Consider the following 24,105-nt stretch of genomic DNA (forward strand, 5'->3'; position numbering starts at 1 on the left):
AGGCCGTGACGACGGTGGCCGTGGCAACGGCCGTGATGACGGTGGCCGTGACGACGGTGGCCGTGGCAACGGCCGTGATGACGGTGGCCGTGACGACGGTGGCCGTGGCAACGGCCGTGATGACGGTGGCCGTGACGATGGCGGCCGCGGCAATGGCCGTGATGACGGTGGCCGTGAGGACGGTGGGCGTGGCAACGGCCGTGAGGACGGTGGCCGTGAGGACGGTGGGCGTGGCAACGGCCGTGAGGACGGCGGCCGTGGCAACGGCCGTGAGGACGGCGGCCGTGGCAATGGTCGTGAGGACGGCGGCCGTGACGGCGGCGGCTACGGCGACTTCGGTGGCTATGGCGGCTACGGCGGCTACGGCGGTTATGGCGGCTACGGCGGTCACGGCGACGGCGGCGATGACTGCGGCGCCGCTCTCCTCTGCCTGTGACGGATTCGCGCCGCGGGACCGGGCTGCTCCCGAAGCGCTGAATTCCGGTGGCCCGGTCCTCGCTGCCGACAACTGCCCGACCGCAGAACGGAATTCCGGGAACGGGACATGCCGGAATTCCAGCAATGCGGACATGCGGAATTCCGGTGATGCGGAATAACGGCATGGTGCGCCACGGACGGTGACTCGACCCGAGTCCGTCCGTGGCGACATGCGTGTTCGGGACGGCGCCGGGCGCGTGCGCGCCGAGCGGCGGGGCGGTGGCTCAGTTCGAGCTGAACTTCTTCACCAGCGCCCAGATGACCACGAGCGCCGCGACGCCCAGGATCAGCCACTCCCACCAGTCGAGGACACCGTCGCCGCCGCCTCCGTAGGAGCCGGAGTGGTGGTAGTGGTGGTAGTGGTGCGAGCCGGCCAGCACCTGGTGGGTGAGGTCCCCCGGAATCAGCTTCATGGGGCGGAGCGTAGGGGAGCGGGCGGGTGGACGCCATGGCCCGTGCCCGGTCTGCCGGTACGGGACAACCCTCAGGGCGTGTCCGGCCGCACGGAGTCCAGCAGGGTGGCGCACCGTGCGAGCAACTCGACCAGCGTCGCCCGCTCCTCGTCGGTGAATACGGCGGCCAGGGCGCGTTCGACGCGGACGGCGCCGGCGTCCGCGTCCTTCATCACGAGCCGGCCCTCGTCGGTGAGCCGGGTCTCCAGGACGTTCTTGTGCCACTCGTGCGGGGTGCGCTCGATGAGGCCCCGCTCCTGGAGGTTCTTCAGCACCGTGTTCATGGTCGGCGGGGTCACGCCGCAGGCCCGGGCCAGCGCGGCGGCGGAGATCCCGGGCTTTTCGGTGAGGTAGAGCAGGGCCGCGTACTGCGGAACCGTCAGACCGGCCGGCTTGAGCGCCGCGTGCTTGGCGCCCTGGAGTGCCCGCTCGGCGAGCTTGATGGAGGAGCCGAGGCGCTCGGACACGGGCATGGACGTCATCTCCGCATGGTAACGGCCGTACGCGAAGGAACCCCCGCCCCGTTCATTAGAGCCCGCATGAAGATTCGTGCCTTGACGAGCATTAGAGTTCTAATCTAGCTTCGTGTTCGTCCGGTCCGGTGGATCTCTGTCACCCACCGGCCGGGCGAACTCCTGACCTCGTGGATCTGTCATCGAGAGGCATCTGTCATGTCCCGCACGCGCACCACGATCACCACGCCCCGCACGGTCCGACGCCGGCGCCGCGCACTGACCGGGGCCGCCCTGGCGCTGGCCGCCGCGGCCGCCGTCCCCCTCGCGGCCCACGCACAGGCGGGCGCCCCCGACCCGCATCCGGCCACCGCCCAGCACACGCCGCACGCCAGGGTCGTCCCCGCGTACGACCTGCCGGGAGACCGGGTCTACCCCGAGGGGATCGCCGCCGACCCGCGAAGCGGCGACCTCTACGTCGGCTCGTACACGACCGGCGCCGTCTACAAGGCCACGCCCGGACACCGCGCCGCCAAGGTGTTCCTGCCGGCCGGCGCCGACGGGCGCACCACCGCCAACGGCCTGAAGGTCGACCGCGCCGGCCACCTCTGGGTCACCGACTCCACGGCCGGCGTCGCCGTGTACGACCTGCGCAGTCGCGCGCTGCTCGCACGGTTCGACGTGACCGGGTCGGCCAGGTCGTTCGTGAACGACCTCGCGATCACACCGGACGGGACCGCGTACCTGACGGACAGCTACCGGTCCGTCCTCTACCGGGTCACGCCCCGGCAGCTGGCGTGGACCGCGGCGCACGGCCGCCGGGGCGCGCTGGCCGTGGCGTACGACCTGACCGACGCCCTCGGCCCGCGCCCGGCCGACGCCGTCGCGCTGAACGGCATAGCGGCCGACCGCGCCGGCCGCTACCTGCTGACCGTCGACATGACGGCCGGCACCCTCTACCGCGTCGACCTGCGCTCCGGGGCGGTGCGCCGGGTCGCGCTGCACGGCGGGAACGTCCTGCACGGCGACGGCCTGGAACTGCGCGGCAACACCCTGTGGGTGGCCCACAACGTCACCAACACCATCAGCCGCTGGCACGTCTTCGACGACGGCGCGTCGGCGCGCCTGGAGCGCAGCGTCACGGACCGGACGTTGCAGATCCCCACCACCCTGGTCCGCAGCCATGGGCGCACGCTCGTCGTGCGGTCCCAGTTCGACAAGGGCGGACCGATGGGGCACGGAACGCCGCAGCGGCCGTTCACCGTGGCGGTGGTGAAGGGTATGTGACGGGGCGTCATGTCGTTGCCCGCTCGCCCTCCGACGTGCCTCAGGCGCGGAAGCGCCGGCCCAACCAGCGCCAGGTGACCTCCAGCAGCACCGCCGCCACCGCGGCGACGCCCACCGCCGCCCAGGGCATCGTCGACCCCACCAGCCGCAGGTCGAAGAAGTCCTGCAACCAGGGCGTGACCAGGACGACCAGGAAGCCCAGCCCCATCGCCAGGACCAGGGCGATCCGCCACCAGGTGTAGGGGCGGGCGATGATCGCCAGCACCCAGATCGCGGTGAGGAAGAGCGTCAGGGTCGCGGCGCTGGTCTCGGCGGAGAGCGCGCCCGGCCCGGTGTAGTACGACCGGGCGAGGAGGTAGGTGGCGAACGCGGCGAGGCCGGTGATGAGACCGGAGGGGACGGCGTAACGCATCACCCGACGGACGAAGTGCGGGCGGGCGCGCTCCTTGTTGGGGGCCAGCGCCAGGAAGAAGGCCGGGACGCCGATGGTCAGCGTGGAGAGCAGCGTGAGGTGCCGGGGGAGGTAGGGGTAGGGGATCTGCCAGCACGCCACCAGGATCGCCAGAAGGACGGAGTACACCGTCTTGGTGAGGAAGAGGGTGGCGACCCGGGTGATGTTGCCGATGACCCGGCGGCCCTCGGCGACCACCGAAGGCAGCGTGGCGAAGCTGTTGTTGAGCAGGACGATCTGAGCGACGGCCCGGGTGGCTTCGGAGCCGGAACCCATGGCGACGCCGATGTCGGCGTCCTTGAGGGCCAGCACGTCATTGACGCCGTCACCGGTCATCGCGACGTTGTGACCGCGTGACTGCAGGGCGGCCACCATGTCCCGCTTCTGCCGCGGGGTGACCCGGCCGAAGACCGCGCCCTCGTCGAGGGCGACGGCCATCGCGTCCCGCTCGGCGGGGAGGCCGCGGGCGTCCACGGGCGCGTCGGCACCCGGCAGGCCCAGCTTGCCGGCCACCGCGCCGACCGACACCGCGTTGTCGCCGGAGATGACCTTGGCCTGAACGTCCTGGTCGGCGAAGTACCGCAGGGTGTCGGGGGCGTCCGGACGCAGCCGCTGTTCCAGCACGACCAGGGCGGCGGGACGGACGTCCCCGGCGACCCCGGGGTCGTCCAGTGCCCGCTCGGTGCGCGCCAGCAGCAGCACGCGCAGGCCCTGCGCATTGAGCGCGTCGACCTCGCGGAGGCGGTGGTCGTCGGGCGGCAGCAGCACGTCGGGAGCGCCGAGGAGCCAGGCGGTGTGCGCGCCGTCGGGGGCGGTGAGGCAGGCACCGCTGTACTTGCGGCCGGAGGAGAACGGGAGCGACCGGGTGCAGCTCCAGCCGCCGTCGGCGGGGTAGGCGTCGACGATCGCCCGGAGGGAGGCGTTCGGGCGGGGGTCGGACGCGCCGAGGGCACCCAGCACCTGCCGGACGTACTCCTCGTCCCCGTCGAACGTGCGCAGCGCGCTGACGTCCATACCGCCCTCGGTGAGCGTGCCGGTCTTGTCCAGGCACACCACGTCGACCCGGGCCAGGCCCTCGATGGCGGGGAGCTCCTGGACCAGGCACTGCCGACGGCCGAGGCGGACGACACCGATGGCGAAGGCGACGGAGGTGAGGAGGACCAGCCCCTCCGGGATCATCGGGACGATACCGGCGACCATCCGGCGGACGGCCTCGTCGCCCGGCAGCCCGAGGGTGAGCAGATGGGTGAGGATCAGGCCGAGCGCGGTCGGGATCATCATCCACGTCACGTACTTGAGGATCTGGCTGATGCCGGACCGCAGCTCGGAGTGGACCAGGGTGAAGCGGCTGGCCTCCTCGGCGAGCTGGGCCGCATACGCCTCCCGGCCGACCTTGGTCGCGGAGAAGGCGCCGCTGCCGGCGACCACGAAACTGCCGGACATCACCGGCTGGCCGGGCTTCTTGACGACCGGGTCGGCCTCGCCGGTCAGCAGCGACTCGTCGATCTCCAGGCTGTCGCTCTCCAGTACCTCGCCGTCGACGACGACCTTGTCGCCCGGTCCGAGTTCGATGAGGTCGTCGAGGACGACCGCGGAGGTCGGGATCTCGGCGGCGACACCGTCGCGCCGGACGGTCGGCCGGGCCTCGCCGATGACCGCGAGGTTGTCCAGGGTCTTCTTGGCGCGCAGCTCCTGGACGATGCCGATGCCGGTGTTGGCGACGATGACGAAGCCGAAGAGGCCGTCCTGGAGCGGCCCGACGATCAGGATGATCACGAAGAGTACGCCGATGATGGCGTTGAAGCGGGTGAAGACGTTGGCACGGACGATGTCCACGGTGGAGCGGGAGGAACGCACCGGGATGTCGTTGACCTCGCCCCTGGCCACCCGTTCCGCGACCTCGGCGCCGGACAGGCCGGGGTTGACCGGCAGCCGGGCCGTCCGCCGGTCCGGCTCACCACCCGACCCGGGGCGCCCGACCTCGGCCCTCGCCCGATCCGTCATGCCCTCGACGTTACGGCCGGAATGCGCACTTCACCCGCTGGGCTGGCGGGGGCGGGGGCGGGGTCCGGGGTGGGGAGCGGGGCTCGTGGGGCGGGGGGAGTGAGGCCGGTCGTTCGGTGCTCGGTGCTCGGTGCTCGGTGTTTGGGCTCGGGGCTCAGGGACGGTCGGCGGTGGCGGCCGCCGCGGCGCGCTTGATCGCGGCGTCGCGCTTGCGGACGTACCAGATGCCCAGCAGCCCCAGGCCGCCGCCGGCCAGGCAGGTCCACACCCACCAGGTGTGGCCGTTGTCGGCGAACCAGCCGTAGAAGGGGAGCTGGCCTAGGAAGAGCACGAACCAGATGACGGTGCCGCCGGTGATCGTGCCGACGACGGGACCCTCCAGGGGCGCCGGGGCCTCGCGCAGTTCGGACTTCTTCCACATGGTGCTCAGCTTACGGGGGCGGGGTGCGGGGGCCGAATGCCGGCTTCGACGGGGCGGGACGGGGCCGAATGGGGCCGAACGGGGGCGGCGTGCGGAAGTGAGAGGGCGAGGACGGACGTGGAAGGAAGCGGGCGGAAGCGGAAGGGCGAGGGCGGGTGAGGAGAGATGAGGACGGGCGAGGACAGGCGTGGGCGCGTGGACGGGCGTGGACGAGTCAGGGCGGGCATGGAAGGACGAGGTCGACCCGTCTCCCATAGGGGTCTACGCGCGGAGATAGCGATCACCGCATTGTTTATTCATACTGAACCTTTCTGGATCTGACCGGAACGGATCGTCAATTCATCCAAACTGATCCGGAATCCGATCCAGTAATTGATGTTGATGTCCTGTACGTGTTCGTGTTCCGGGCCCTCGGGCCCCCGCGCCTGCCCAGGCCCGTCCGACTGAGGTCCCCGTATGTCCCCCTCGGCCACCAAGCCGGTCGACACCCTTGAGAACCCTGCCCCGAAGCCCCCCAAGAACGGCTTCGACCGCTTCTTCAAGATCTCTGAGCGGGGGTCGACGGTCAGCCGTGAACTGCGCGGCGGCTTGGCGACGTTCTTCGCGATGGCGTACATCATCGTGCTGAACCCGATCATTCTCGGTTCCGGCGTCGACAAGTACGGCCACCATCTCGACAACGGCCAGTTGGTCACCGCCACCGCGCTGATGGCCGGTCTGTGCACCGTCCTGATGGGCGTCATGGGCAACGTCCCGATCGCCATCGCCGCCGGCCTCGGCATCAACGCCGTGGTCTCGCTCCAGCTCGCCCCCAAGATGAGCTGGCCGGACGCGATGGGCATGGTCGTGCTCGCCGGTCTGGTGCTGATGGTCCTGGTCGCCTCGGGCCTGCGGCAGCGGGTGATGGACGCCATCCCCAACGGGCTGCGGCGCGCCATCGCCATCGGCATCGGGCTGTTCATCTCGCTGATCGGCCTGGTCGACTCGGGCTTCGTCAGCCGCAACCCGGACGCCGCGCACACCACCGTTCCGATGGGTCTGGGGCAGGGCGGTCAGCTCAAGGGCTGGCCGGTGCTGGTCTTCGTCGTCGGCCTGGCGCTGATGTTCGTGCTGATCGTGCGGAAGACCAAGGGCGCGATCCTGATCGGCATGGTCACCATGGCCGTGGTCGCGATCATCATCAACGCCGTCACCAACACCCCGGACGCGGCCTGGGGCCTGGCGGTGCCCAACGTCCCCGAGAAGATCGTCGGTGCCCCGGACTTCGGTCTGATCGGCCACATCAGCCTCTTCGGCGGCTTCAAGGAAGTCGGCGTGCTGACCGGCTGCCTCTTCGTCTTCACCGTGCTGCTCTCCGGCTTCTTCGACGCGATGGGCACCATCATCGGCGTCGGCGAGGAGGCCGGGCTGACCGACGAGAACGGCAACCTGCCCGGTATGGGCCGGATCCTCATGGTCGACGGCATCGCGGTCGCCGCCGGCGGCTTCGGCTCCGCCTCCGCCAACACCTGCTTCGTGGAGTCCACGGCGGGCGTCGGCGAGGGGGCCCGGACGGGCCTGGCGAACCTGATGACCGGCGGGCTCTTCCTGCTCGCGCTGATCTTCACCCCGCTGGCGACGGTCGTCCCCTCGCAGGCCGCGACGCCCGCGCTGCTGGTCGTCGGCTTCCTGATCATGGCGTCCAACGTCAGGGGCATCGACTGGGGCGACTTCACCGTCGGCATCCCGGCGTTCCTGACGATCATCTCGATGCCGTTCACCTACAGCATCACCAACGGCATCGGCATCGGCGTCCTCGCCTACATCCTGCTGCGCACCGCCACCGGCCGCTTCAAGCAGATCCCGTGGCTGCTGGACGTCGTCGGCCTCTGCTTCCTGGTCTACTTCCTGCTCCACCCGATCGAGCAGGCGCTCGGCGTCAAGTAAGACGTCGTTTCTGTTGGCGCCTACGGCCGTTGAGCGGCTCATGGCGGACCTGGTTGAGCGGCTGGTGCCGGACGATTTGCAGGAACTGCTTCCGCGGGTGGTGCCTCCGACCGAGGTCATACGCCCGCAGGGCGGCACATCGTCATGGCGGGACGTCGACATTGCGACGCCCCGTCATGGCTGGGTCGCCTGGCCTCGGATATCGAGCACCTGGCGGATTCGTTGGAGCGCGTTCTGCCCCTCTCGCGGGCTGGTCATCGCCAGAACTTCACGCTGTTGATGTCCGCGTCTATTTCCGTGGACTGACCAGGGTGCAGCACCTCGACTCTTTCTCCTTCGCCAGACGGATCCATGAAAAACTCGGCGCGGAAGTTGGTGTTGTTGTACACGCGGCCTTGCTGGTCTTGGATGTCGTACGTCTGGCCAACTTCGGGTTCGCCCGGGTCCGAGTACAGATCAGTGACCTTCATCGCGCTGCCTGCCTTTCATTCCAAGCTTCACGCCGCACTATCGCGGCCCTCCATCAACCTCCCACATACCAGCACGCAGCGGGCTCGCCAGTTACGCCATTCGGGTGACGAACGGGCGTTGTCCCTTCTCGCCGAACTTCGCAACTAATGATGCGGAGGGCGCAAACTGGGATCTCTTTTTCATGCAATTCAGGCGGTAATTGCACGGCGCTTTCGCGCGCCGAGTCCGCGAATCTCGGAACCGCCAGTCTGCGGCGCGGAGTCATTGGGGCTTTCGTTTAGGAGTTGTCCATTCCGTAGGTTGCCGTCCCCCAGATCCCGAGCCGTTCCGTCTCGTCGACCGATGACTGGAAGCGCTCGTCGAAGTCCTCGCGGATGAGCGTCCGGACGACATAGTCCTGGACGCTCATTCCGCGTTTTGCGGCGTGCTGTCGAATGCGCTCCAGCAGCTCACCGTCCACGCGCAGGCTGAGCACTCGCGATCCCATACCGAACACGGTCCCGCCCCGGTGCGGTCAGGTGTGTCACTTTCGGCCGCGTCCTCACTCGTATGGGTGATCCCTGAGGGGGTGTCGCCCCGCAGCTTTCCTTAGAGAGGGTAATGAGCTATGCTAAAGACCATGCCGGAACTGTCCCACTCCCGGTCCGAAGACCGGGAGGGCACCCCAGACGATGCGGCCGCGGTGAACGCATTGCGGTCCGCCGTGATGCGCCTGTCCCGCCGCCTCAAGCACCAGCGCGTGGACGAATCGCTGAGCCCCACCGAGATGTCGGTGCTCGGCACCCTGGCCCGGTGCGGCAGCGCCACCCCCGGTGAGCTGGCCCGCAAGGAGCACGTGCAGCCGCCGTCGATGACCCGCATCGTGGCCATGTTGGAGGCCAAGGGACTGGTCCGGCTCGAACCGCACCGGGACGACCGTCGTCAGAAGGTCGTCACCCAGACCGAACAGGCCGAGGCGATGCTCGAAGAGAGCCGCCGCAAGCGCAATGCCTGGCTCGCCGAGCTGGCCTCCGGGCTGGACGAGGACGAGTGGGCGAAGGTGCGGGCCGCCGCGCCGGTACTGGAGAAGCTCGCCCAGTTGTAGAACCGCAAGCCCGAGGAGGCGAACCCACTTTGAGTACGGGATCCGGAGCAGACTCCGCCCCCGCACCGAACTCCCACCACGACACGGTTTCCGAGGACGCGACCGCGACCGCAGTCGCCTCGGGCACCGCCCCCGGTCCGGATGCCGCCGATACCGACCCCGGCCCGACAGCCGCCGATACCGCGGCCGCCGCCGGAATCGGGGCCAGCTCGGCTGCCGCCGATACCGCGACCAGCGCGACCGTCGCCGGTCGAGCCGCCGCACGGCGGAAGGGCACGTTCAGTTCCCTCCGCATACGTAACTACCGGCTCTTCGCCACCGGGCAGGTGGTCTCCAACACCGGTACGTGGATGCAGCGCATCGCACAGGACTGGCTGGTGCTCAGCCTCACCGGCTCGTCCGCCGCGGTCGGCATCACCACCGCGCTCCAGTTCCTGCCGATGCTGGTCTTCGGGCTCTACGGCGGTGTCATCGCCGACCGCTTCGCCAAGCGCAGGCTGCTGCTGCTCACCCAGTCCGCCATGGGTCTGACCGGCCTGGCCCTCGCCGTGCTCACGCTCAGCGGTCAGGTGCAGGTCTGGCACGTCTACCTGGTCGCCTTCCTCCTCGGTCTGGTCACCGTCGTCGACAACCCCGCCCGGCAGGCGTTCGTCTCCGAGATGGTCGGCCAGGACGAGCTGCGCAACGCGGTGAGCCTCAACTCCGCCAACTTCCAGTCCGCCCGGCTGATCGGCCCCGCCGTGGCCGGTGTCCTGATCACCGCCTTCGGCAGCGGCTGGGCCTTCCTCTTCAACGGCCTGTCGTTCATGGCGCCGGTGGCCGGCCTGCTGATGATGCGTACCGCCGAACTGCACAAGGTCGACCGGGTCCCGCGCAGCAAGGGCCAGCTCCGCGAGGGCCTGCGCTACGTCTCCGGGCGCCCCGACCTCGTCTGGCCCATCGTCCTGGTCGGTTTCATCGGCACCTTCGGCTTCAACTTCCCGATCTGGCTCACCGCGTTCGTCTACCGCGTCTTCCACCAGGGCGCGGGCACCTATGCGCTGTTCAACGGCCTGATGGCGGCCGGCTCCCTGATCGGCGCGCTGCTCGCGGCCCGCCGTGGCAGCTCGCGTCTACGGCTGCTGGTCGGGGCGGCGATGCTCTTCGGCCTGCTGGAGGTGACCGCGGCCCTCGCCCCCTCCTTCTGGGTCTTCGCGGCTCTCCTCGCGCCCATCGGCCTGGTCGGCCTGACGATCAACGTCACCGCGAACTCCAGTGTCCAGATGGCCACCGATCCGGCGATGCGCGGCCGGGTGATGAGTCTGTTCATGATGGTCTTCATGGGCGGTACGCCGCTCGGCGCTCCCGTCGTCGGCTGGGTCACCGACGCGTTCGGCGCCCGCGTCGGCTTCCTCACCGGGGGTGTGATCTCCATGGCGGCCGCGGCCCTGATCGGCCTGGTCCTGGCCCGGGCGGGCGACCTCCGTCTCAAGATCGACCTGCGCCGCGGGCATCAGCACGTGGCGTTCGTGCCCCGGGCCCGGGGGCAGGCCGCTCCGTCCGAAACGGAGCTCGCCCCGGCGGCGTAGGGAGCGAGCCGTGCGGTGGGGCGGGGTGCGGTGTGGTGGGGCGGAGCGGAGCGCAGTCCCGTGCCACCCCACCCCACCCCACCTCACCTCGCAGAAGGAGCGGTGCCGCCCGTCGCGGCGATCGGCCCCGCCGGAAGGCGGGGGATCCGGCGGAAGGCGGGGGATCCGGCGGAATTGACGACGGCGGCGGCACGACGTACGCCTGGCCCATGAGACTCTTCGCCGCGGTTCTGCCCCCCGCCCCCGCGCTCCGGGAACTGGCCGTCGAGGTGGCGCTGTTGCAGCGGCTGCCGGCCGCCGAGCGGCTGCGCTGGACCGGCCGGGACGGTTGGCACTTCACCCTCGCCTTCTACGGCGAGGTCTCCGCAGACGTCCTCCCCGACCTCAAGGAACGCCTGGCCCGTGCGGCCCACCGGCGCGACCCGTACGAGCTGTGGATCGCCGGCGGCGGGCGGTTCGCCGACCGGGTGGTGTGGGTCGGGGCCGACGGTGACCGCCTGGCCATGCGCCGGCTCGCCGATGCGGCGGCGGCCGCGGGGCGCCGGGCCGGTGTCGCCATGGCGGACGAGCACCGCCCGTACACCCCCCACCTCACCCTCGCCAGGAACCGCGTCCCGGCCCTGCGCCTGGCTCCCTATGCGACCGCCCTGACGGAATTCGTCGGCTCCCGCTGGACGGTCGGGAGGCTCTCCCTGATGCGCAGCCACCCGCCCGTCCGCGGCGTGGCCGGAGACCAGCCGCACTACGAGGAGATCGCCTCCTGGCCGCTGGGCGAGTGAGTCACGGGCGGCGTGGAGTTCCGTCTCCCGGCCGGGTGAGGGGGTGGCGAGCGGCCCGGTGAAACGTTCGGGTCCACCCCGGTTACGCTCATGGGGTGGACCCGAAGACCCGTAACCGGATCATGTCCGGCCTGTTCGTCGTGCTGCTCGTCGTCGTGATCGTGGCGGCCGCGGTGCGCTGAGCGCCGCGCGGCGCTCAGCGCACCGCTCGCCGTAAGGACACCGCCCGCCCGCCGTCAGCGCACCGCTCGCCGTCGGCTCACCAGGCGAAGGCCTCCGGCGACGGCCCCGGGCCGGGGAAGATCTCGTCGAGTGCGGCGAGCAGCTCCTCCGACAGCTCCAGCTCGACGGCGCGCAGCGCGGAGTCGAGCTGGTCGGTGGTGCGCGGGCCGACGATCGGCCCGGTGACGCCGGGACGGGTCAGCAGCCAGGCCAGTGCCACCTCGCCCGGCTCCAGGCCGTGCTTGGCGAGCAGGTCCTCGTAGGACTGGATCTGGGTGCGGATCGCGGAGTTGGCGAGGGCGTCGGCCGAGCGGCCGGAGACCGAGCGGGATCCGCCGCCCGCGCGCTCCTTGCGGATCGCGCCGCCGAGCAGCCCGCCGTGCAGCGGTGACCAGGGGATGACGCCCATGCCGTAGCCCTGGGCGGCCGGGATGACCTCCATCTCGGCCCGCCGCTCGGCCAGGTTGTACAGGCACTGCTCGCTGACCAGGCCGTACGATCCACGGCGCCGGGCGGTCTCGTTGGCCTGGGCGAGGTGCCAGCCGGCGTGGTTGGAGGACCCCACGTAGAGGATCTTGCCCTGCTGGACGAGTACGTCCATGGCCTGCCAGATCTCGTCCCAGGGCGTGTCCCGGTCGACGTGGTGGAACTGGTAGAGGTCGAGGTAGTCGGTTCCCAGCCGCTTGAGGCTGGCGTCCACCGCCCGCCGGATGTTGAGGGCGGAGAGCTTGTCGTGGTTGGGCCAGACCGTGTCGCCGTCGGGTGCCATGTTGGCGTAGACCTTGGTGGCCAGCACGGTCTTGTCCCGCCGGCCGTCGCCCTTGGCGAACCACGAGCCGATGATCTCTTCCGTGCGGCCCTTGTTGGCGCCCCAGCCGTAGACGTTGGCGGTGTCGAAGAAGTTGATGCCGGCGTCGAGCGCCGCGTCCATGATGCGGTGGCTGTCGGCCTCGTCCGTTTGGGGCCCGAAGTTCATCGTGCCGAGGACGAGTCGGCTGACCTTGAGTCCGGTGCGTCCGAGCTGCGTGTACTTCATGGTTGCCCAGCCAACGCCTTGAAGTGCGCTCGAAGCAAGGACCGTCGGCGAGTTGGGCCGGGCTTCAGGCGGAGGGCTCAGGTGGAGGGCTTCGGGGGTGTGGCTTCGGGGGTGTGGCTTCAGGCGGAGGGAACGGCGCCGGTCGCCGGTTCCCCGAGCCGGTACCGGGATCCGACGCCCCACGCCTGGTGCATCGCATCGGCGAACGCCCCCGCCAGCAGGTGTTCGCCCCACGGGGAGGGGTGCGTCCCGTCGTACGTCGCGCGGTCGGTCTCCCAGTCCGCCGGCTCGGAGGCCAGCAGCAGCGGTGAGGTGGGGGTGGAGAGGTCGGCGACGGCCTTGGCCAGCAGCTCGTTGAAGCGGGTGCACTGGGCGCCGAACGCGGGGTCCGCCGCCGCCCGGACGTTGGGTATGACGGGCATCAGCACGGCCCGTATGTGCGGTGCCGCGGCCCGCGCCCCGGTCACGAACTCCCGTACGTTCTCCGCGGTCTGCTCGGCGTTGGTGTAGAAGCCGAGGTCGATCAGGCCGAGCGAGACCAGCAGGGTGTCGACGTCGTACCGGCGTACCGCGTCGCCGATCACCGGCGCCATGTGCAGCCAGCCCTCGCCCCAGCCGGCGAGGTGGCACCGGGCGTCCTCCGGGAAGGCGGGGTCGGCGTAGGCGTGGGAGGTGGCGGCGTCCTGGGCGGGGTCGTGGAGCGTGCGGCGCGGGCCGACGATGCGGTGCGGGCCGTCGAAGGCCGCGTTCAGGTGCTGCCACATCCGGTAGCGCCAGGTGAAATCGCCGGTGCTGCCGATCGTCATGGAGTCACCGACGAACATGATCCTCATCGGGACATGATGTCCGAGAACCCCTACCGACGGGTACGTGACGCTGGCCACGCCCACGGGCCGGGCCCCGGGATGGCAGTCTGTGCCCATGCGTTCGCTTCTGCGCGCGGCCGGGGCCGCGGGGATCCTCTGGGCCGTGTCCACCGCGTTCGCCGTGCCCGCGGTGGCCGACGAGCCCTCGGGTTTCACCATCGGCGACCCGCGGATCACCGAGTCCAGCGGTCTGGCCGCCAGCCGCGCGCACCCCGGCGTCTACTGGACCCACAACGACAGCGACGACGGCCCCTACGTCTACGCCGTCGACGGCAGGACCGGCCGTACGGTCGCCAGGATCACCCTGCGCGACATCGGCACCCCGCGCGATGTCGAGGCGATCTCGATCGGCCCGGACGGCAACGTCTACGTCGGCGACATCGGTGACAACCTCGGCGGCACGTGGAACCACGTCTGGATCTACCGCTTCCCGGAGCCACGGCGGTTGCGCGACGCCACGGTCACCGCGACCCAGTTCTCGGTGGTGTACGCGGACGGCCCGCGGGACGCCGAGGCGCTGATGGTGCACCCCAGGACGGGCCGGGTCTACCTCGCCAGCAAGAAGCAGGACGGCGGCGGTGCGCTCTACGAGGGGCCGCAGCACCTGTCCACCACCGGCACCAACACCTTCCGCAAGGTCGCGCCGGTCGACCTGTGGGTGACCGACGGCGCGTTCTCGCCGGACGGCACCCGGCTGGTGCTGCGCAGCTACTTCGGTGCCCGGATCTACCGCTGGCAGGACGGCCGTCCCAAGGACCTCGGCAGCGTGGGCGTGCCGATCCAGCAGCAGGGCGAGTCGGTCACCTTCACCCGGGACGGCCGCACCCTGATGTACGGCTCCGAGGGCCGCGACAGCGGCGTCACGCCCGTCGGCCTGAGCGGTGCGCAGCTACCGGAGTCGGCGAAGGAGGACGACGGGTCGGCGGACGGCGGCCAGGGCGCCGGTGGATCCGCCAACCACCGTGGCGGCGGGGCGAGTTCCGGTGCGGCAGGCACGGACCCGAACCCCGGTTTCGTCAAGGGGGCGATGGTCCTCGCACTGGCGACGGCGCTGGTCGTCGCCGTGCGGAGGCTGCTGCGGCGGCGCTCGTAGCGCCGCCGGTGACCGGGCCCGAGGGCCTGTCCGACCCCGACCCGTCGGAGAGGCCCCAGGCCGGCCCGGTGCCGGTGGGCTCAGTCCTCCTGGTCGGGGACCAGCCGCAGTTCGTAGTGGAGCGTCCGCTGCTTCTTCAGTCGGTGCGCCAGGGGCACCAACAGCCCGTGGATCAGCGGGTACTTCCGGGTCAGCGAGCGCTCGGCCCGGCGGTACTCCCGGGTCTGCGGATCCAGCAGCCGCGCCCGCGCCCTGACGGTCGGTCCGGTGGGGCGCCCCCGCCAGGTGGAGGCGCAGATCTCCACCTCCGGGAAGTTCCGCATCCGTTTGGCCTTCCAGGCGTCGCCGTACGTGCGGATGTAGGCGTGGTCGCCGTCGACGGCGATGTTGACCGGTGTGCCGACGCCGGTGCCGTCCCGCTTGTACGTGGTCAGCAAAATCGCCCCTTGCCGCTCGAAGGGGGCGAGGCCTGGGCTGGGGGGAGTCGTCATGCCTCCCATACAGGCATATCCGGCCCGTTTTCGTCATTCCCCGGTGCGTCCGTTCGGGGGACCCCGGCGGGGGCCGTTCGGGTGGTCTTGCTCCGCGCCGCCCGTCGCGTCCTCGTGGGCGCGCGCCGGCCGCCGTTCGCGGTCCGGCACGCCGACGGGCCCCGGCGGTCGTCCGCCGGGGCCCGTCGTGGGGCGTCACGCCACGGCCGCTACGGCAGCCGGCCGATCACGTAGTCGATGCAGGCCGTCAGAGCCTCGACGTCCGACGGGTCGATGGCCGGGAACATCGCGATCCGCAGCTGGTTGCGGCCGAGCTTGCGGTACGGCTCGGTGTCGACGATGCCGTTGGCGCGCAGCACCTTGGCGACGGCCGCCGCGTCGATGTCCTCGGTGAAGTCGATCGTGCCGATGACCTGCGAGCGCTTGGCCGGGTCGGTGACGAACGGGGTGGCGTACTTGGAGTCCTCGGCCCAGCCGTAGAGGGTGCGCGAGGAGGTGGCGGTGCGGCGCACCGACCAGTCCAGACCGCCCTGGCCGTTGATCCACTCCAGCTGCTCGTTGAGCAGGAAGAGGGTGGCGAGGGCCGGGGTGTTGTACGTCTGGTTCTTGAGCGAGTTGTCGATCGCCGTGGGGAGCGAGAAGAACTCCGGGACGTGGCGGCCGGACGCATGGACGGCGCGGGCGCGCTCCAGGGCGGCGGGGGAGAACACGCCGATCCACAGCCCGCCGTCGGAGGCGAAGGACTTCTGCGGGGCGAAGTAGTAGACGTCGGTCTCCGCGATGTCGACGGGCAGGCCGCCGGCGCCGGAGGTGGCGTCGACCAGGACCAGGGAGCCGGCGTCGGCGCCCGGGACGCGCCGGATGGGGGCGGCGACGCCGGTCGAGGTCTCGTTGTGGGTGAAGGCGTAGACGTCCACGCCCGCCTCGGCCTCCGGGTCGGGGTGGCTGCCCGGGTCGGCGGAGATGACGGTGGGCTCCTCCAGCCACGGCGCCAGCTTGGCGGCCTTGGCGAACTTCGAGGAGAACTCGCCGAAGGAGAGGTGCTGGGACTTGCGCTCGATCAGACCGTGCGTCGCGATGTCCCAGAACGCGGTGGAGCCGCCGTTGCCGAGGACGACCTCGTAGCCCTCGGGGAGCTGGAAGAGGTCGCGCACGCCGTCGCGCACCTTGCCGACCAGGTTCTTGACCGGGGCCTGGCGGTGGGACGTGCCGAGCAGGGAGGTGCCGGTGGCGGCCAGGGCGCCGAGCGCCTCCGTACGCACCTTGGAGGGGCCCGCGCCGAAGCGACCGTCGGCGGGCTTGATGTCAGCGGGAATCTGGATATCAGCCACGGAGGAAGCCTAATCCGTCGTCCTGCGGGGCCCGGCGGCACGTCCAGCGGGTGAGATGAGCGGGGACCGTACGGCGGACAGTGCGGCTGCTACCGGTGCCGGGGCGGGCTGCTATGGGTGCCGGGCAGCGGGCAGCGGGCAGCGGGCAGCGGGCGGCGGGTTGCTACGGGTGCCGGGCGGCGGTGGCGTAGACGGTGGTGATCGCGGCGGCGGCGTCGGCGATGATCCGGCGGGCCTCGGGCGGGTCCAGCACCTCCAGGGAGTCGCCGAACTGGAGCAGTTGGCGGACGGCGTCGACCACCGGGTAGGCCAGTTCGACGGTGGCCCACCCGTCGTCGCCCTGCCCCGGGTCCGCCGCGCGGGGCGGGCCGGTCAGCGCCCCGCCCAGGATCCGTACGGCCAGGTCCAGCCGGTCCCGCCGGATCCGGGCGGTGATCCGCACGCCCGCGGGCCGGTCCTCGACCTGGCGCCGCAGCTGCTGCCAGACCTCGGCCAGCTCCACGCCCGGTCGGCGCCGCACCGGCGCGTCGGTCAGTGTCGCGGACGCCACCCGGTCGGCCCGGAACAGCTGCGGACGGCCGCGCCGGTCCGCGACGAGGTACCAGGTCCCGGCCTTGGCCACCAGCCCGTACGGGTCGACGGTGTAGGTCCGCAGCCGGGTCTGACCGCTGTGCCGGTAGCGGATGCGCAGCCGGTGGTCGGTGAAGACGGCGGTGTGCAGGGCGTCCAGGTCGACGGTGGGGCGGGGGCCGCCGAGCCACCGGTCGGGGTCGACCAGGATGCGGCGGCCGGTCAGCTCCGCGGCCGGGCGGTGCGGCGCGGGCAGCGCGGCCATCACCTTGCGCAGCGCCGAGCCGAGCGCGTCGTCCAGGCCGAGGGCGGTGTGCGCGCCCTGTGCGGCCAGGACGAACAGGGCCCGCGCCTCGTCGGTGGTCAGCCCGGTGACGTCGGTACGGAAGCCGGGCAGCAGGGCGATCCCGCCGTGCCGGCCGCGCTCGGCGTAGACCGGGACCCCGGCCGCCGACAGCGACTCGACGTCCCGGTAGACGGTGCGGGTGGAGACCTCCAGCCGCTCGGCGAGCTCGCTGGCGGGCACCCGGCCGCGGGTCTGGAGCAGCAGCAGGATCGAGAGCAGACGGTCCGACTTCACACCCCGTTTTATATATGACGGCAGGTGTCAACTTATGCCGCCAGAGTGCGGGGCATGGAGATCAACGACCGCGCGCAGACCGCCGCCCCGCAGACCGCCCCCGCCCTCGACCCCGCCGCCCTCACCGCCCTGGTACGAGGGGTCCGGGGCCCGGTCCTGGTCCCCGGCGACGACGGCTACGACGCCGAGCGGTCCGGGTTCCAGCTGGCGGCCCGGCACCGGCCGGCGGTCGTCGTCGCCGCGGAGCGGGCCGAGGACGTGGTCGCCGCGGTGCGCTTCGCCCGTGACCAGGGGCTGCCGGTCGCCGTCCAGGCGACCGGGCACGGGCTGTCCACGGCCACCGACGGCGGGCTGCTGATCAGCACCCGGCGGATGGCCGGCGTACGGGTCGACCCGGCGGCCGGCACCGCGCGGGTCGAGGCCGGCGCCGTCTGGGGCCAGGTCGTCGAGGCCGCCGCGCCGCACGGACTGGCCCCGCTCAACGGCTCGTCGCCGGGAGTCGGCGTCGTCTCGTACACCCTCGGCGGCGGCGTCGGCGTGCTGGCCCGCACCTACGGCTACGCCGCGGACCATGTGCGCTCCGTCGACCTGGTCACCGCCGACGGCCGGCAGCGGCACCTCACCGCGGAGCGCGACCCCGAACTGTTCGGGGCGCTGCTCGGCGGCGGCCACGGCCTCGGGGTGGTCACCGCGATGGAGTTCGCACTGATGCCGGTGGCCCGGATCTACGGCGGTCAGCTGGTGTTCGGCGAGGAGCGGATCGACGAGGCGCTGGCGGCCTATCTGCGCTGGACCGAGACCGTCCCGGACGAGCTGACGTCCTCGGTCGCGCTGATCGCCTACCCCGACCTGCCGCAGCTGCCCGCACCGCTGCGCGGCCGCCACCTCGCCCAGATCCGGATCGCCTACACCGGCAGTGCCGAGGACGGCGAGCGGCTGGTCGCGCCGCTGCGCGCGGTGGGGCCGCGGGTGAGCGACGACCTGCGCGAGATGCGTTACGAGGAGTCGCACACCATCCACCGCGACCCGAGCGACCCGCACGCCTACGACGGCGACAACGCGTTGCTGGGCGGGCTGGACGCGGCGGCACTGCGCCGGGTGGCCGCACTGACCGGGCCGGCCGCCCCCGTGATGTGCGTGGTGCAGCTCAACCACCTGGGGGGCGCGCTGGCGGCGTCCGGTGGGCCCGGCACGGTCGGCCACCGCGCCGCCCGCTACGCCCTGCGCCTGCTGTCGCCGCTGACGGGCGCGGACGCCGACGCGGCCCTGGCGACCGTACGGGTCCTGCACGCCGAGGCGTTGGCGGCGGTGGAGCCCTGGCGGCTCGGCCGGAGCGTGAACTTCCTCTTCGGTGGCCACGGGCAGCGGCCGGACGCGGCGGAGGTGGCCCGTAGCGTGCACGACGCCGAGGAGCACCGGCGGCTGGCCGCGCTGAAGGCCGCGCACGACCCGGACGACGCCTTCCGCTTCCACCCGGCCGGGGCCGCGACGCCGGTGGGCGAACCGGTCGTCGCATGACCCCGCCTCAGTGGGCAGGCTGGGGACATGGCTGATCGCACCGAGACGGAGCAGCGGGACCTGGCGAAGGAGCTGTCGGCCGCGGTACGGGGGGAGGTCTCGTTCGCCGCGGCCGACCGGGCGCTTGTGACGATGGACGCGTCCAACTACCGGCGGGTGCCCAGGGCGGTGGTCGCGCCCCGGGACGCCGAGGACGTCGCGGCGGCGCTACGGGTGTGCCGGGAGCACGGCGTGCCGGTGGTGCCGCGCGGCGGTGGGACCAGCATCGCCGGACAGGCGACCGGCGTCGGCGTGGTGCTGGACTTCACCCGGCACATGCGGCGGATCGTCTCCCTGGACCCCGCCGCCCGTACCGCCGTCGTGCAGCCCGGCGTGGTGCTGGACGACCTCCGCTCCGCCGCCGCCCCGCACGCCCTGACCTTCGGCCCCGACCCCTCCACCCACAGCCGCTGCACCCTCGGCGGCATGATCGGCAACAACTCCTGCGGCTCGCACTCGGTGACCTGGGGCACCACCGCCGACAACGTCCACGCCCTGGAGCTGCTGACCTACGGCGGCGAGCCGGTCACCGCCGCCCGCGGCACCGACCCCGGCGGCGCCCCCACCGGACTGCCACCCCGCCTCCGGGACGGCGTGAAGGCGCTGGTCGACGCGGAGTTGGCGGTCCTGCGCACCGGCTACCCCGACCTCCCCCGCCGGATCTCCGGCTACGCCCTGGACGCGCTGCTCCCGGAGGCGGGCACCGACCTGGCCCGTGCCCTCACCGGCAGCGAGGGCACCCTCGGCGTGCTGACCGAGGCGACCGTCCACCTGGTGCGGACCCCGGCCGCCCGGGTCCTCGCGGTCCTCGGCTACCCCGACGAGGGCGCCGCCGCCGAGGCCGCCCACACGCTCCTTGCGCACCAGCCGATGACGGTGGAAGGCATGGCCGCCGACCTGGTGGGCGACGCGGCCGGACTGCCCGCGGGCGGCGCCTGGTTGTTCGTGGAGATGGGCGGTGAGAGCCCCGGCGAGGCAGCCGCCCGCGCCGCGGCGCTCTGCCGGGCCGCGGCGGACGGCACCACCGCCCACACGGTCGTCACCGACCCGGCCGGCCAGCGCGCCCTGTGGCGGATCCGTGAGGACGCCTCCGGCACCGCCACCCGGACGTCCGACGGCAGAGAGGCCTGGCCCGGCTGGGAGGACTGCGCCGTACCGCCGGCCCGACTCGGGCCGTACCTGCGGGACTTCCGCGCCCTCCTCGCCCAGCACGGCCTGCGCGGCACCCCCTACGGCCACTTCGGCGACGGCTGCATCCACGTCCGCATCGACTTCGACCTGCTGACGCCGCCGGGCATCCGCCGCTTCCGCGACTTCTCCTCCGACCTGGCCGACCTGGTGGTCTCCCACGGCGGCTCGCTCTCCGGCGAACACGGCGACGGCCAGGCCCGCGCCGAACTCCTCCCCAGGATGTACGGACCGCACCTGGTGGAGGTGTTCGCGCGGTTCAAGGACCTCTGGGACCCCGCAGGCGGCCTCAACCCCGGCATGCTCGTCCGCCCCGCCCGGCTCGACGAGAACCTCCGCTTCGACCCGCTGCCGAAGCGACCCGTCCCGGTCGCCTTCTCCTACCCGCACGACAACGGCGACTTCTCCGCCGCCGTGCGCCGCTGCGTCGGCGTCGCCAAGTGCCGTGCCGCCGCCCTGCCGGCCGGCTCCACCGACGTCATGTGCCCGTCCTTCCGCGCCACCGGCGAGGAGGCGCACTCCACCCGCGGCCGGGCCCGACTGCTGCACGAGATGCTCGCCGGCGAGGTGCTCACCGACGGCTGGCGCTCACCCGAGGTGCACGACGCCCTCGACCTCTGCCTGTCCTGCAAGGGCTGCCGCAGCGACTGCCCGGTCGGCGTCGACATGGCCACCTACAAGGCGGAGTTCCTCCACCACCACTACCAGGGCCGGCTGCGCCCCGCCGCCCACTACTCCATGGGCCGCCTCCCGCAATGGCTGCACCTCGCGGCACCCGCGGCCCCCGCCCTCAACGCCCTGGCCCGCACACCGCTGGCCGCCCCCGCCAAACGCCTCGCCGGCATCGCCCCCGAACGCCCCATCCCGCCGCTGGCCACCGAGACCTTCGCCCGCTGGTGGTGGCGCCGTCGGGGCACCACCGCGGACCAGGCGCCACCCGGACGCACGGTCATCCTCTGGCCGGACACCTTCACCAACCACCTCTCCCCGCAGGTGGGCCGGTCCGCGGTACGCGTCCTGGAAGCCGCCGGCCTCCGCCCGCTGCTGCCGCCGGCCGCCCCAGCGCGCTCCGGCCTGCGCCTGCCGACGCGCCGGCACCGCCCGCTGTGCTGCGGCCTGACCTATGTCTCCACCGGCCAACTCGACCGGGCCCGCGCCGTGATGCGCCGCACCGTCGAGGTCCTGACCCCCTTGGTGCGCCGCGGCCGCCCCCTGGTCGTCCTGGAGCCGAGCTGCGCCGCGACCCTCCGCACCGACCTCCCCGAACTCCTCCCGGACGACCCCAGGGCGGTCCAACTCGCCTCGAACGTCCGCACCTTCGCGGAAACCCTGGAGGAGCTGGCCCCCGACTGGCAGCCGCCGCGGCTGGACCGCCCCGTCGCCGGCCAGACCCACTGCCACCAGCACGCGGTCCTGGGCGACGCCGCCGACCGCCGCCTCCGCGAACGCGCCGGCCTCACCGGCGCACTGAGCGGCGGCTGCTGCGGCCTCGCCGGCAACTTCGGCTTCGAACGCGGCCACTACGCCGTCTCCGTCGCCTGCGCCGAGGACCAACTGCTGCCCGCCGTAAGGGCGTCGGCCCCCGAGGCGGAGATCCTCGCGGACGGCTTCTCCTGCCGCACCCAGCTGTCCCAGCTGGGCGACCGGCCCGGACGACACCTGGCGGAGGTGCTCGCGCAGGCCCTGGGGGAGGAGGACCGCCCCGCGCCATGACCCGCCCGTGCCCCCAGCCCTACGGCGGCGAGGCCACCCGACGCACCACCAGGTCTCCCGCGTCCAGCGGGCCCGTCGGTCACGTCCGGGTGCGGCGGTGGCCCATGACCTCGTGGGCCAGGGCGATCAGGTCCGGAACGCGGGGGTGGCCCGGGCCGTCGCGTCGGGCGATGACGACCGGGACCGGGGGTGCGTCGACGAGGGGGACGTAGGCCATCGACGGGTGGGGGTGCATCTCCGCGGTGGCGGTGGTGGTGACGCCCACCGCACGGCCGCCGGTGATCGCGGCGATCCAGTCGTCGGTGTTGCCGATGGTGAGGGTGGACGTGGGACGGGCGTCGGCGGGCCACAGGTCGAGGGTGGTGGTGCCGGAGACGATGTTGAGGACGATGGTGCGGTCGGCCAGCTCGGCGAGGGAGAGGGCGGTGCGGTGGGCCAGCGGGTCGTCGGCGGGCAGGCCGGCGACCCGGGGCTCGGTGGTGAGCTGCTCGGTGACCAGGCCGGGGGTGCGGACCTCGCCGCGCAGCAGGGCCGCGTCCACGTCGCCGCGGGCCAGACCGGCCGTGCGGTCGTCGATGCGGAGGAGTTCGAGCGGGGTGTCGGGGTGCTCCTCGTGCCAGCGGCGGAGCAGGGCGGTGGTGTCCGTACCGGCCGCCGACCAGGCGTGGCCCAGCCGCAGCGGCCAGGCGGTGCGGTGGGCCTGGCGGAGCGCGCGGTCGAACGCGGTCACGGCGATGGCCGCCTGGTCGCGGAAGGACTCGCCGTCGGGGGTGAGCGCGAGGTGGTGGGTGGAGCGGTCGACGAGGCGGACGCCCAGTCCCTGTTCGAGCTGCCGGAGCGTACGGGAGACCGCCGGCTGCGTCAGGTGCAGGCGCTCGGCGGCGCGGGTGACGTTCAAAGTGTCGGCGACGGCGAGGAAGCAGCGGAAATGACGCAGCTCGATGCTCATGCGCGCGGAGCATAACAACAGGCGAAAAGGCATTTCACGGACCGACGGGCGGGCCTTAGCGTGGTGGGGTGAACGCTTCCCCCGCCAGTCCAGAGGGACACGCATCAGCCGCTTCGTCCATGGGTTCGACCCCGTCGGCCGGCGGGGTTCCGCTCCCCGTCCCGCCCTCCCCCGAGGTGCTGACGGCCGAGGCCGCCGCCGGGGCGGGTGCGCGCGGGCGGATCGCGTCGGTGGCGCTGGTGATCGGCGGGATCGTCGCGCTCCAGTTCGGCGCATCGGTGGCGGTGCTGCTGTTCCCGCGGGCCGGCGCGCTGGGCGTGGTCACCCTGCGGCTGGTGGTCGCCGCCCTGGTGCTGCTGGTCGCCTGCCGCCCCAGGGTGCGGGGGTACACGCGCGGCGACTGGGGCACGGTACTGGCCTTCGGTGTCGCCCTGGCCGGCATGAACTCGCTCTTCTACCAGGCGATCGACCGCATCCCGCTGGGCGCGGGGGTCACCCTGGAGTTCCTCGGACCGCTGATCCTGTCGGTGGCCACCTCGCGCCGGCTGCTCAGCCTGCTGTGGGCCGCGCTGGCGTTCGGCGGGGTGGCACTGCTGGGGCGCGCGGGCTTCGACGGGCTGAACCTCGTCGGCGCCGGTTACGCGCTGGCGGCCGGCGGGCTGTGGGCCGCGTACATCCTGCTCTCCGCCCGCACGGGACAGCGCTTCCCCCAGGCGGACGGGCTGGCGCTGGCCATGACCGTCGCCGCGGTGCTCAGCCTGCCGCTCGGCATCGTCAGCGCGGGCACGGCGCTGCTGAACCCGGTCACCCTGGGCCTGGGCGCCGCGGTCGCCCTGCTGTCGTCCGTCCTGCCGTACACCCTGGAACTCCTCGCCCTGCGCAAGCTGCCGGCCTCCGGCTTCGCCGTGATGATGAGCCTGGAACCGGCCGCGGCGGCAACCGCCGGCTTCCTCGTCCTGGGCCAGGCCCTGGGCTGGGTGGAGGTCGTGGCGATCGGCCTCGTGGTGGTCGCGAGCGTAGGCGCCGTGCGGCGCGGTTGATTCCCACGTTGTCGTCTTTCCCGCCGTGGGTGTTTCTCGCCGTGGCGCCTGCGGCGGGCGTGGGTTTGTCGGGTGCGGTGCCGCTCCTCCGGACTTC

22 protein-coding genes are annotated in these 24,105 nt (G+C 72.3%); 9 read left to right on the forward strand and 13 right to left on the reverse strand.

Going from position 1 to position 24,105, the window contains the following annotated elements; translation table 11 throughout:
- From AB0C96_RS40635 to AB0C96_RS40645, 3 genes are all read right to left on the reverse strand, one after another.
- Positions 1–391, reverse strand: a 391-nt coding sequence (locus tag AB0C96_RS40635; RefSeq protein WP_362925047.1) for a hypothetical protein, incomplete at its 3' end; no start/stop codon positions are given.
- A gap of 310 nt (positions 392–701) precedes the next feature.
- A complete protein-coding gene (locus AB0C96_RS40640) occupies positions 702–890 on the reverse strand; it encodes a hypothetical protein (protein ID WP_362925048.1) in 189 nt (62 codons plus the stop codon).
- 71 nt (positions 891–961) lie between these two features.
- Positions 962–1,411, reverse strand: a complete 450-nt coding sequence (locus tag AB0C96_RS40645; RefSeq protein WP_362925049.1) for a MarR family transcriptional regulator — start codon at positions 1,409–1,411, stop codon at positions 962–964.
- A gap of 189 nt (positions 1,412–1,600) precedes the next feature.
- On the opposite strand from AB0C96_RS40645, the gene AB0C96_RS40650 reads away from it, so the two are divergent.
- A complete protein-coding gene (locus tag AB0C96_RS40650; RefSeq protein ID WP_362925051.1) occupies positions 1,601–2,668 on the forward strand; it encodes an SMP-30/gluconolactonase/LRE family protein in 1,068 nt (355 codons plus the stop codon).
- A gap of 40 nt (positions 2,669–2,708) precedes the next feature.
- Here AB0C96_RS40650 and AB0C96_RS40655 read toward each other — a convergent pair whose 3' ends face one another.
- Positions 2,709–5,123, reverse strand: coding sequence for an HAD-IC family P-type ATPase (locus AB0C96_RS40655; RefSeq protein WP_362925052.1), 2,415 nt, complete (start codon positions 5,121–5,123; stop codon positions 2,709–2,711).
- A 154-nt stretch (positions 5,124–5,277) separates the two neighbouring features.
- The gene (locus AB0C96_RS40660) at positions 5,278–5,544 is read right to left on the reverse strand and encodes a DUF2530 domain-containing protein (RefSeq protein WP_362925054.1); all 267 of its coding nucleotides are present in this window, start codon (positions 5,542–5,544) and stop codon (positions 5,278–5,280) included.
- A gap of 456 nt (positions 5,545–6,000) precedes the next feature.
- On the opposite strand from AB0C96_RS40660, the gene AB0C96_RS40665 reads away from it, so the two are divergent.
- Entirely contained in the window at positions 6,001–7,470 is a 1,470-nt protein-coding gene (locus AB0C96_RS40665) for an NCS2 family permease (protein ID WP_362925055.1), read from the forward strand.
- Between the two features lie 254 nt (positions 7,471–7,724).
- On the opposite strand, the gene AB0C96_RS40670 is transcribed toward AB0C96_RS40665, so the two are convergent.
- Positions 7,725–7,940, reverse strand: coding sequence for a hypothetical protein (locus AB0C96_RS40670; protein WP_362925057.1), 216 nt, complete (start codon positions 7,938–7,940; stop codon positions 7,725–7,727).
- Positions 7,941–8,218: 278 nt separating this feature from the next.
- Positions 8,219–8,428 (reverse strand): hypothetical protein, encoded by a 210-nt coding sequence (locus AB0C96_RS40675; protein WP_362925058.1) that lies wholly within the window; start codon positions 8,426–8,428, stop codon positions 8,219–8,221.
- Between the two features lie 132 nt (positions 8,429–8,560).
- Between AB0C96_RS40675 and AB0C96_RS40680 the strand changes: the two genes are divergently transcribed.
- From AB0C96_RS40680 to thpR, 3 genes are all read left to right on the forward strand, one after another.
- On the forward strand, positions 8,561–9,025 hold the full coding sequence (locus AB0C96_RS40680; RefSeq protein ID WP_362925060.1) for a MarR family transcriptional regulator: 465 nt from the start codon (positions 8,561–8,563) through the stop codon (positions 9,023–9,025).
- A 29-nt stretch (positions 9,026–9,054) separates the two neighbouring features.
- Positions 9,055–10,593 carry an MFS transporter gene (locus AB0C96_RS40685; protein ID WP_362925062.1) on the forward strand — a complete coding sequence of 513 codons (1,539 nt, stop codon included), beginning with the start codon at positions 9,055–9,057 and terminating at the stop codon, positions 10,591–10,593.
- A gap of 209 nt (positions 10,594–10,802) precedes the next feature.
- Complete coding sequence (thpR, locus tag AB0C96_RS40690; protein WP_362925063.1) at positions 10,803–11,372, forward strand: RNA 2',3'-cyclic phosphodiesterase; 570 nt, start codon at positions 10,803–10,805, stop codon at positions 11,370–11,372.
- A 259-nt stretch (positions 11,373–11,631) separates the two neighbouring features.
- On the opposite strand, the gene AB0C96_RS40695 is transcribed toward thpR, so the two are convergent.
- Complete coding sequence (locus tag AB0C96_RS40695) at positions 11,632–12,630, reverse strand: aldo/keto reductase (protein ID WP_362925065.1); 999 nt, start codon at positions 12,628–12,630, stop codon at positions 11,632–11,634.
- Positions 12,631–12,749: 119 nt separating this feature from the next.
- Positions 12,750–13,454 (reverse strand): GDSL-type esterase/lipase family protein, encoded by a 705-nt coding sequence (locus tag AB0C96_RS40700; protein ID WP_362925080.1) that lies wholly within the window; start codon positions 13,452–13,454, stop codon positions 12,750–12,752.
- A 97-nt stretch (positions 13,455–13,551) separates the two neighbouring features.
- Between AB0C96_RS40700 and AB0C96_RS40705 the strand changes: the two genes are divergently transcribed.
- On the forward strand, positions 13,552–14,589 hold the full coding sequence (locus tag AB0C96_RS40705; protein WP_362925066.1) for a hypothetical protein: 1,038 nt from the start codon (positions 13,552–13,554) through the stop codon (positions 14,587–14,589).
- Between the two features lie 80 nt (positions 14,590–14,669).
- On the opposite strand, the gene AB0C96_RS40710 is transcribed toward AB0C96_RS40705, so the two are convergent.
- The 3 genes from AB0C96_RS40710 to AB0C96_RS40720 all read right to left on the reverse strand — a co-directional run bounded on the left by AB0C96_RS40710 (position 14,670) and on the right by AB0C96_RS40720 (position 17,561).
- Positions 14,670–15,080 carry a PPOX class F420-dependent oxidoreductase gene (locus tag AB0C96_RS40710; RefSeq protein WP_362925068.1) on the reverse strand — a complete coding sequence of 137 codons (411 nt, stop codon included), beginning with the start codon at positions 15,078–15,080 and terminating at the stop codon, positions 14,670–14,672.
- 209 nt (positions 15,081–15,289) lie between these two features.
- Positions 15,290–16,411 (reverse strand): phosphoserine transaminase, encoded by a 1,122-nt coding sequence (gene serC / locus AB0C96_RS40715; RefSeq protein WP_362925069.1) that lies wholly within the window; start codon positions 16,409–16,411, stop codon positions 15,290–15,292.
- 163 nt (positions 16,412–16,574) lie between these two features.
- Positions 16,575–17,561, reverse strand: coding sequence for a YafY family protein (locus AB0C96_RS40720; RefSeq protein WP_362925071.1), 987 nt, complete (start codon positions 17,559–17,561; stop codon positions 16,575–16,577).
- A gap of 54 nt (positions 17,562–17,615) precedes the next feature.
- On the opposite strand from AB0C96_RS40720, the gene AB0C96_RS40725 reads away from it, so the two are divergent.
- Both AB0C96_RS40725 and AB0C96_RS40730 read left to right on the forward strand, forming a co-directional pair.
- Positions 17,616–19,079: an FAD-binding oxidoreductase gene (locus tag AB0C96_RS40725; protein WP_362925073.1), complete on the forward strand. Its 1,464-nt coding sequence runs from the start codon at positions 17,616–17,618 to the stop codon at positions 19,077–19,079.
- A gap of 27 nt (positions 19,080–19,106) precedes the next feature.
- Positions 19,107–22,019, forward strand: a complete 2,913-nt coding sequence (locus tag AB0C96_RS40730; RefSeq protein ID WP_362925074.1) for an FAD-binding and (Fe-S)-binding domain-containing protein — start codon at positions 19,107–19,109, stop codon at positions 22,017–22,019.
- A 79-nt stretch (positions 22,020–22,098) separates the two neighbouring features.
- On the opposite strand, the gene AB0C96_RS40735 is transcribed toward AB0C96_RS40730, so the two are convergent.
- Positions 22,099–22,968, reverse strand: a complete 870-nt coding sequence (locus AB0C96_RS40735) for a LysR family transcriptional regulator (protein WP_362925076.1) — start codon at positions 22,966–22,968, stop codon at positions 22,099–22,101.
- A gap of 119 nt (positions 22,969–23,087) precedes the next feature.
- On the opposite strand from AB0C96_RS40735, the gene AB0C96_RS40740 reads away from it, so the two are divergent.
- Complete coding sequence (locus tag AB0C96_RS40740; RefSeq protein WP_362925078.1) at positions 23,088–24,008, forward strand: EamA family transporter; 921 nt, start codon at positions 23,088–23,090, stop codon at positions 24,006–24,008.
- Positions 24,009–24,105 lie beyond the last annotated feature (97 nt).

The organism is Streptomyces sp. NPDC048506 (genome assembly GCF_040651315.1).
In the GTDB taxonomy this organism is placed as follows: Bacteria; Actinomycetota; Actinomycetes; order Streptomycetales; family Streptomycetaceae; genus Streptomyces.